This is a genomic window from Candidatus Sulfotelmatobacter sp. (assembly GCA_035498555.1).
Classification (GTDB): Bacteria; Eisenbacteria; RBG-16-71-46; order RBG-16-71-46; family RBG-16-71-46; genus DATKAB01.
Genome location: DATKAB010000016.1, coordinates 22904 through 30930, shown reverse-complemented (window position 1 = coordinate 30930; position 8027 = coordinate 22904). Strand labels below are relative to the sequence as shown.

Below are 8027 nucleotides of genomic sequence, written 5' to 3'. Positions count from 1 at the left end.
CACGACGACGCCCCCGGCCGGCTCTACATGCAGAACCACGGCGGCTGGGCGAACTGGGACGGCCCCGGCGGCCCGCGCCCCGACATCGGCGTGCTGCGCAGCGACGATCACGGCAAGTCCTGGCGCTCGATCGCGAAGGGGCTGCCGACCGACTTCGGCTTCCCGATCGTCGTCCACCCGGACGACGCCGACACGGTGTACGTGATGCCGCTCGAGCCGATGACGCGCACCTGCCCCGGCGGTTCGCCGGCGGTGTGGCGGAGCGAGGACGGCGGCGATTCGTGGCGGAAGCTCAACAAGGGGCTGCCGAAGAAGCAGAGCTTCTTCACGATTCAGCGCGACGCGATGAGCGTGGATCGCATGAAGTCGCCGGCGCTCTACTTCGGCACCACCACCGGCCAGGTCTGGATCGGGCGCGACGGAGGCGAGGAGTGGGAGTGCCTCTTCGACTCCCTGCCACCGGTGCACTGCGTGAAGGTCGCGGTGGCCTGAGGCCGGATCAGGCGCGAGGACTCAGGGTTCGTCGGATTCGGGTGCGATTCGCCCGAACGCAATTCCAATCCGCGCCGACAGCACCACGGAGCTGATGTCGTTCTCGGATCCAAGCCCGAGCGTGCGCAGCTCGGCGAACCAGCCGGTGCCCGGCGACCGCGCCCGCATGAGGCCGGCGGTGAAGTAGGCGCCGCCGGCGATCACCGTGCCGTGCGAGACCAGCGAGTCCACCACGCCGTGCGTCTCGAACTTGAGCGAGGCGCCGCCCAGCGTAATGCCGCCTTCCACGTACGGCAACGTGCGCGCGGCGCGGCGCGGATACCAGCGCACGCCCGCCCGCAGCAGGACATATTTCGAGGGCGAGGTGGTGAGGATCGAGTCGCCGCTGCCTTTCGCGACGATCCCGCTCGGCTGGGCGCCGAAGCGCAGGAACTCGATCCCCGTCGTGGCCGCGAAGCGCGACCCTTGCATCGGACGCACGCCGCCGAAGTCCACTTCCCATCCGACCGGCCGATTGACGTCCTCGAGCGAGCCGGTCTGCCAGGGAAGTCCCGCTCCAACGAAGCCGACGGCGGGAACCTCCGCCGCGACCGCGCGTGCGGACCCGACGATGGCCACCACGAGCGCGGTCGCCACTGCGCGCAACCAGACGTCTGCTGTCTTCCCTCTGCCCACGCTCCCCTCCACGACCGATCCCTTCGGACAGCCGGGTTATCGGCCAGGAGCTGGCGAGACCTTGGGGCTCGGACCGAACGTTGTCCGGGAGGTCGCGGGCACGGCGTTTCGCCCGTGGCGGAAGTCCTTGCTCGCAGTCCGCACCGCTGGCACGATCAGCGGACTAGAGGCGCGTCCCGCCGCTCTTCGCGGGCGATGATCGATGGATCGCGTGTCACGACTTCAGGCCCAGCCGATTGGAATTCGGTGCACCCCGATGTCGAAATCCGACCCGCCCGAACGACTAACCGGTGTTCACGGCGTACCCAACCCCAACTCGGGAGGAAGTCATGAAGTACCTGTGCCTGATCTATGACGACGAGAAGTCCATGGCCAGGATGTCGAAGAGCGACTCCGACGCGCTCATGGGCGAGTACTTCGGTTTCACCGAGAGCATCAAGAAGACCGGGCATTACATTGGCGGAGAAGCGCTTCAGCCCGTGGCGACCGCCACCACGGTGAGGGTCCGGAACGGCAAGGTCTCGACCACCGACGGTCCGTTCGCCGAGACCAAGGAGCAGCTCGGCGGCTTCTACTTCATCGAGGCGCGCGATCTGAACGACGCGATCCAGGTGGCCTCGCGCATCCCATCCGCCCGCCTGGGCTCGATCGAGGTGCGCCCGATCGTCGACTTCTCCAAGGAACAGGCGGCGCGCGAAGCGGCCCAGTCCGCCCGGGCCTGATTCGCCCGTGTCGAGCGGCGAGACCACCGCGCGAGGGAGGATCGAGGCCCTCTATCGCTCGGAGTCTCGCCGCGTCCTCGCCACGCTGATTCGCCTGCTTGGCGACTTCGACCTCGCCGAAGAGGCGCTCCACGAGGCGTTCACCGCCGCACTCGACCGCTGGCCCGAGACCGGCATTCCGGCAAGTCCCCGCGCCTGGCTGGTCTCGACCGGGCGATTCAAGGCGATCGACGCGCTCCGACGCCGTGCCCGCCACGACGACAAGCTGAAGGAGCTGGCCCACCAGATCGAGGGCGCGCCGGCATGGGACGCAGATCTGGAGGATCAGGCGCTCGAAGACGACCGGCTGCGCCTGATCTTCACCTGCTGCCATCCCGCGCTCACCCCCGATGCCCAGATCGCCCTGACTCTGCGCACGGTCTGCGGGCTCAACACCGAGGAGATCGCGCACGCCTTTCTCACCCAGCCCTCGACGCTGGCGCAGCGAATCGTGCGCGCCAAGTCGAAGATTCGCGACGCGGGGATCCCGTACGAGGTGCCGCAGCGGGCCGATCTGCCGGAGCGGCTCGAGGCGGTGCTCCACGTCGTCTACCTGGTGTTCAACGAGGGCTATTCGCGCTCGTCGGGCGAAACGCTCATGCGCACCGATCTTTCCGAAGAGGCCATTCGGCTCGGCCGCCTGATCGTGGACCTGCTTCCCGAGCCGGAGGCGATCGGGCTGCTGGCCCTGATGCTGCTCCAGGAGTCGCGGCGCGGCGCGCGGACCTCGGCGGGGGGCGAAATGGTGTTGCTCGAGGATCAGGATCGCACGCTCTGGGACCGGGATCGGATCGCCGAGGGGATCGCCCTGGTCGAGCGGGCGCTGGGCTCTCGGCGCTTCGGTCCCTACTCGATTCAGGCCGCGATCGCCGCGGTGCATGCCGAAGCCCCGACGGCGGCCGCCACCGACTGGGCGCAGATCGCGGGACTCTACGACGTGTTGCTTCGGGCCGAGCCCTCGGCGGTGGTCGAGCTCAATCGGGCTGCCGCGATCGCCATGCGCGACGGGCCGGCGGCAGGCCTCGATCTGATCGATGCGCTGCTCGCCCGCGGTGAGCTGCCCGACTATCTGCACGCGCACTCCGCGCGCGCCGATCTCCTCCGGCGGCTCGGACGGCGGGAGGAAGCGGCCTGCGCTTACGCTCGCGCCCTCGAGCTGGCGCGGCAGGAGCCGGAGCGGCGTTTTCTCGAACGCCGGCTTCGCGAGCTGGCCTCGGCGAGCTGATGGCCGTCGAATTCCTGCCCCGGCTGCCCCAAGCTTCCCCCACAAGTGTCCGGCCGGGATCAGGTCGACCGGCGCCGCCGCCATTTTCGGAACCCCGCCGAACTCCCGAGGCATCGCAAAGGCGCGGGTCGCGTCCCGCCAGTGTCGGATCCACACGGGCCACGGGAAGGCGAACACGATGTCCACACTCGTCAGCAGCCTGTTCCGCTCGCGCGCGAGCGCCGAGTACGCGGTGGTGGAGCTGGTCAAGGCCGGTTTCTCGCCGGGTGAAATCAGCTTGCTCATGTCCGATCGCACGCGGCGTCGCGAGTTCGCAGGATCGCACGATGCCGAGCGGGTCAACGAGCTGGCGGCGGGAGAGCCGTTCGCCAGCGCGGGCGTGGCGGGACTCGGCATCCAGCGCCCGCTTGCTTTCGCCGATTCCCGCTTCGTGGGCTCGGGGCCGATCGTGACCGCGCTCGCTTCGCCCGATCCAGACGCGCCGTCGCAGGGTCTCGCGGACGCGTTGATCGGCCTTGGCATCCCCGAGCACGAGGCGCGTTCCTTGCAGCGTGAAATCCGGCACGGGCGGATCATGGTCGGCGTGCTGCTGGACGAGGACCCGATGCCCGGGGCCGAGCATCCGCGCCGCGAGTGGAACCGCGAAGAGCTGGAAGAGGTGGAACGCCTCGCCTGAGGCCCCGGAGCCAAGCCGCTGACCGCCGTCGCGATCCTCTTCTCCCTCTTCGTCGCCCTGACCGGCTTCTACGTGTTGAAGCCCGCGAACTGGGGCGGGCCCGGCATGCTGGGGGCAGCCGCACTCATGTTCCCGCTGCATCTCCTGGTGCTGAGCGGGATCGGCCTGATCCTGACGATCGCGGCGGTCGGCGCCGGAATCCCGCTCGCGTCCGTGCTTTTCGGCCTGTCGACTGCAGCCACCGTGATTCTGGCCGTCGCGCCGTGCGTCGCCCTCTGGAGCCTCGCGCGCCGCGAGCACGTGCCGCTCTCGCTCGGCCAGTACCTGGCCGCCGGCCTGTCGCCGAATCGCGGCGGGCCGCGTCCTTCGTTGAGCCGGTCGTACGCGACCATCGACGGCCAGGATCTGATGCTCGACGTCTGGAGAAGCAGGGCGAGCGCGAATCGGCCGCGCCCGGCAATCGTCAAGGTGCACGGCGGTGGGTGGGTGCTCGGAGAACGTGGCGAGGGTCCGATGTGGAACGAATGGCTGAACCAGCGGGGCTTCGACGTGTTCGACGTCGACTATCGCCTGCCGCCTCGCGCCACGTGGCGCGATGAAGTCGCGGACGTCAAGAGCGCCATCGGCTGGGTCGCAACCCATGCCACGGAGCTTGAGATCGATCCGGCGAGGATCAGCGTGTGGGGCATGTCGGCCGGCGGGAATCTCGCGATGCTGGCCGCCTACAGCATGGGTGACCCGCGGCTGCCGGCCTCCACCCCGGAGCCGGCGGTGAAGATCCGCTGCGTGATCAACCTCTACGGATCGTCCGAGCTCGAGCGCCAGCACGCGTCGGGCGGCAGTCCCGACAACGAATCGCTCGCGATCCGGCGTTACGTCGGCGGCTCTCCGGAACAGTTCCCCGATCGCTACCGATTGCTTTCGCTGATCGGTCATGTCGACGCGAAGTCTCCGCCGACCCTCACGCTCCTCGGCGCGAGCGATCGTATCGTGCCGATCGATCAGGCCACCCTCCTCGATCGGGCCCTGGCCGCCGCCGGCGTCGTTCGTGAGACCTGGCTGCTGCCCGCCACCGATCATGCCTTCGACGCGAACTGGGGCGGATTCGCAACACAATTCGCGCGCGCCCGGATCGAAGCCTTCCTGAATCGCCACTCCTGAACGGCGTGATAGACTGCGCGGCCTCGGAGGAACCGCGTGAGTCCATCCAGCCGGGCGAGCGAAGGTCCGCGGACGATTCGGGCAGCGGTCCCGTTCGTCGTGCTCGGCGTTCTTCTCGCCGCAGGTTGCGGACAACCCGCCGCGCATCCCGCCGGAGGCGAGATCGCGTTCACCATCCGCACCTTCGAGCGGAAGAGCGCCGGCTGCGACAGCAACGGCGCCTGCGCGCACATTCGCATCGACTACCCGGAGATCGCCGGCGCCCCGAGCCCGGCCGCGCGTGAATCGCTCCAGTCCTGCATCTTCGGCTGGGTGCTCCGGAGCCCGGTGGACTCCCTGCCGCTCGCGAGCGCCGAGGCCGCCATGCAGGCCTACCTCGACGCGTATGCGAAATTCCGCCGCTCGTTCCCGAACGCCATGGCACGCTGGGATGCCGATCGGCGCGCGACCATCCTGCCCAGTCCGCCGGGCATCGCCACGCTCGCCGCCACGGTGTTCGAATACAACGGCGGCGCGCACCCCAACACCGTGACGCACTTCGCGAGCCTCGACGTCTCGAATGGACGGCGGCTCCGGCCCGACGATCTGCTGCTCGCGGGCTCGGCGCCCCAGCTCGTGCAGCTCGCCGAGCAGGCGTTTCGCCGGGCCCGCCGACTTCCCGCGTCGTCGGCGCTCGCCGATTCCGGTTACTGGTTCCCGAACGGCTTTCACCTGCCGTCGGAGTTCGCGGTCACGCCTCAGGGCTTCCGCTTCTACTTCAATGCCTACGACGTTGCCCCGTACGTGATGGGCCCCACCGATTTCACGGTTCCCTATTCGGAGCTGTCGAGCCTGATTCGCCGGGATGGGTTGTTGAGAAGCAAGGCCAATTCATGAGGAGGGCCGTCGTGATGACGACTCAATCGATGCGCGTCGTTCGAATCGTGTCCATGCTGTGCCTTCTCGCCCCCTTGTCGAGTTGCGGTAGGAAGGGCGGAGCATCCTCCTCGTCGAGCTCGATGTCCTCTTCGGGAGCGGCGACCCGGGAGTCCACCGCCACCTCGGGATCCTCCATGAACTCGGCTTCGGGCGCCGGCACCGGCGCCGCAGCGGGCGCAGCGGCCGGTGCGAAGCCATCGGCGGCGCGCGTCAATCCGCATCCCGGGCTTGCCTCGAGCGAGTGGCAGGTGGACGAGATCGAAGGCCAGGCGGTCGTGACCCAGTCCCATGCGTCGCTCTCCTTCGGCACCGGAGGCAAGGTCGCCGGCAACACTGGCTGCAATCAGTTCAGCGGCTCGGCCAGGCTCGCGGGCTCCTCGGTGCACTTTTCGCCCATGGCGTCCACCAGGAAGGCCTGCCAGCCCGAGCTGATGTCGCAGGAGACGCGCATGATGAAGGCGCTGGGAGGCGTGACGGGCTACCTCGTCGACACCACCGGCGTGCTTCATCTCAATGGCGCCGACGGCACGACCCTGATGAAGCTCACGCGCGCGACGCAGTAGACCCGTCGCGCGATCGTCTCATGGCTGCGGGGGAGAGGCGGCGCCAGCAGGCGCTCGAAGTTCGCAGCGAGGAACAGCGGGTCGAAGCCAAGAGCGCCGTTTTCCAGAAGGAGCTCGGGCTCTTCGACCTGGTGCTCACCCAGATCGTGTTCGTGGTCGGAACCATCTGGGTGGGTACCGCGGCCAAGCTCGGCGACCACCAGCTGTTCTTCTGGCTGCTCGCGATCGCCACCTTCTACCTGCCGCTGGCGGCGGTGGTCATCGAGCTCAATCGCCTGATGCCGCTCGAGGGCGGCCTCTATCAGTGGGCGAAGCTCGGATTCAACGAGTTCATCGGCTTCATGGTGGCGTGGGATCTCTGGATCTTCGCGATCTTCGTGATGTCGGGAATCGGACTCACGGTGGTGACGAATCTCGCCTACGCGCTCGGCCCCGGCGCCCACTGGATCGCGCAGAGTCGCTGGTTCACCACGATTTTCAGCTGCGCGCTGGTCGGTGTTCTGGTCGGGGTCTCGACCCGCGGACTGTCGATCGGCAAATGGATCCACAACGCCGGCGGCCTGCTGCTCTCGCTCACGTTCCTCACCCTGGTGCTGCTTCCCTTCGCGGCCGTGCTGGCCGGGAAGCTGCCGTACTACCACCCGCTCCGCTGGGCGGTGCCTTCGTTTTGGCGGAGCGGGGACGGAATGCTCGGCAACAATCTCAACATCTTCAGCAAGCTCGCGCTGGGAGCCCTCACGGGATTCGAATACGTGGCGATTCTCGCCGGGGAGTGCAGGACACCGGGCCGCAGCATCGGGCGCTCGGTGGTGATCGCCGCGCCGATCATCGCGTTGATGTTCATCCTCGGCACCTCAGCGGTCCTCGCATACGTCGGACCGGAAGAGGTGGATCTGATCGGACCGATGGCGCAGGTGCTGAGCCGCGGTCTCGGTCAGTTCGGTGTGGTGGCCGGGGGCGTGGTCTCGCTGGTGATCTTCGCGCTGATCGGCCGCATGGTGGCGCTGATGAGCATCTATCTCACCGCCAACGCCCGCTTGCCGATGGTGGCCGGCTGGGACGACTTGCTGCCGAAGTGGTTCACGCGACTCCATCCGCGATTCCACACTCCGGTCAATTCGATTCTGGTGGTCGGCGCGACGGCGCTGGCGTTCGGGCTGCTGGGGATTCTCGGGGTCGGCATGCAGGAGGCGTTTCAACTGCTCGACAACGCCGCCGGCATCTTCTACGCCTCGACCTACGTGGTGTTGTTCGCGATCCCGCTGTTCGCGGCCGAGCGCGTCGGGCTCCGGGCGCCGCTCTGGCTGAAGATCGCGTGCGTCTCCGGAGCGCTGGTTTCGATCCTCTACATCGGCTTCACCATCGTGCCGATCGTCCACGTCGAGAATCGCCGCTGGTTCGCCCTCAAGCTGATCGCGGTCGCGCTGGCGCTCAACCTCGCCGGAGTGGCGCTCTACCGCGCGGGCCGGCGCCGTCCGGCGTTCGAAGCGGGCACGCCGGGCACCACACCCGCCTAGCCCCACTGGCAGGATCCGTGGGAACGTTGTCATTGTGCG

10 protein-coding genes are annotated in these 8027 nt (G+C 68.2%); 8 read left to right on the top strand and 2 right to left on the bottom strand.

Translation table 11 applies throughout. From position 1 onward, the window contains the following. Positions 1-492: hypothetical protein (locus VMJ70_01795; GenBank protein HTO89840.1), on the top strand; the 492-nt coding region annotated here is incomplete at its 5' end. A 21-nt stretch (positions 493-513) separates the two neighbouring features. On the opposite strand, the gene VMJ70_01790 is transcribed toward VMJ70_01795, so the two are convergent. Beyond that, complete coding sequence (locus VMJ70_01790) at positions 514-1167, bottom strand: hypothetical protein (GenBank protein ID HTO89839.1); 654 nt, start codon at positions 1165-1167, stop codon at positions 514-516. Between the two features lie 329 nt (positions 1168-1496). Here VMJ70_01790 and VMJ70_01785 point away from each other — a divergent pair, with 329 nt between their 5' ends. The 5 genes from VMJ70_01785 (at position 1497) to VMJ70_01765 (ending at position 5866) form a co-directional block, all read left to right on the top strand. Next, the gene (locus tag VMJ70_01785; GenBank protein HTO89838.1) at positions 1497-1889 is read left to right on the top strand and encodes a YciI family protein; all 393 of its coding nucleotides are present in this window, start codon (positions 1497-1499) and stop codon (positions 1887-1889) included. 7 nt (positions 1890-1896) lie between these two features. Further along, a complete protein-coding gene (locus tag VMJ70_01780) occupies positions 1897-3153 on the top strand; it encodes an RNA polymerase sigma factor (protein HTO89837.1) in 1257 nt (418 codons plus the stop codon). A 178-nt stretch (positions 3154-3331) separates the two neighbouring features. Further along, the gene (locus tag VMJ70_01775; protein ID HTO89836.1) at positions 3332-3829 is read left to right on the top strand and encodes a hypothetical protein; all 498 of its coding nucleotides are present in this window, start codon (positions 3332-3334) and stop codon (positions 3827-3829) included. Between the two features lie 72 nt (positions 3830-3901). Then, positions 3902-4990, top strand: coding sequence for an alpha/beta hydrolase (locus tag VMJ70_01770; GenBank protein HTO89835.1), 1089 nt, complete (start codon positions 3902-3904; stop codon positions 4988-4990). A gap of 36 nt (positions 4991-5026) precedes the next feature. Continuing rightward, complete coding sequence (locus tag VMJ70_01765) at positions 5027-5866, top strand: DUF3298 domain-containing protein (protein HTO89834.1); 840 nt, start codon at positions 5027-5029, stop codon at positions 5864-5866. A gap of 22 nt (positions 5867-5888) precedes the next feature. Here the strand turns inward: VMJ70_01765 and VMJ70_01760 are convergent, their stop codons facing one another. Then, positions 5889-6044: a hypothetical protein gene (locus tag VMJ70_01760; GenBank protein HTO89833.1), complete on the bottom strand. Its 156-nt coding sequence runs from the start codon at positions 6042-6044 to the stop codon at positions 5889-5891. Here VMJ70_01760 and VMJ70_01755 point away from each other — a divergent pair. Both VMJ70_01755 and VMJ70_01750 read left to right on the top strand, forming a co-directional pair. Next, positions 6043-6471, top strand: a complete 429-nt coding sequence (locus VMJ70_01755; protein HTO89832.1) for an META domain-containing protein — start codon at positions 6043-6045, stop codon at positions 6469-6471. The genes VMJ70_01760 and VMJ70_01755 overlap by 2 nt on opposite strands. A 20-nt stretch (positions 6472-6491) precedes the next feature. Further along, positions 6492-7988 carry an APC family permease gene (locus VMJ70_01750; GenBank protein HTO89831.1) on the top strand — a complete coding sequence of 499 codons (1497 nt, stop codon included), beginning with the start codon at positions 6492-6494 and terminating at the stop codon, positions 7986-7988. The last annotated feature ends 39 nt before the right edge of the window (positions 7989-8027 follow it).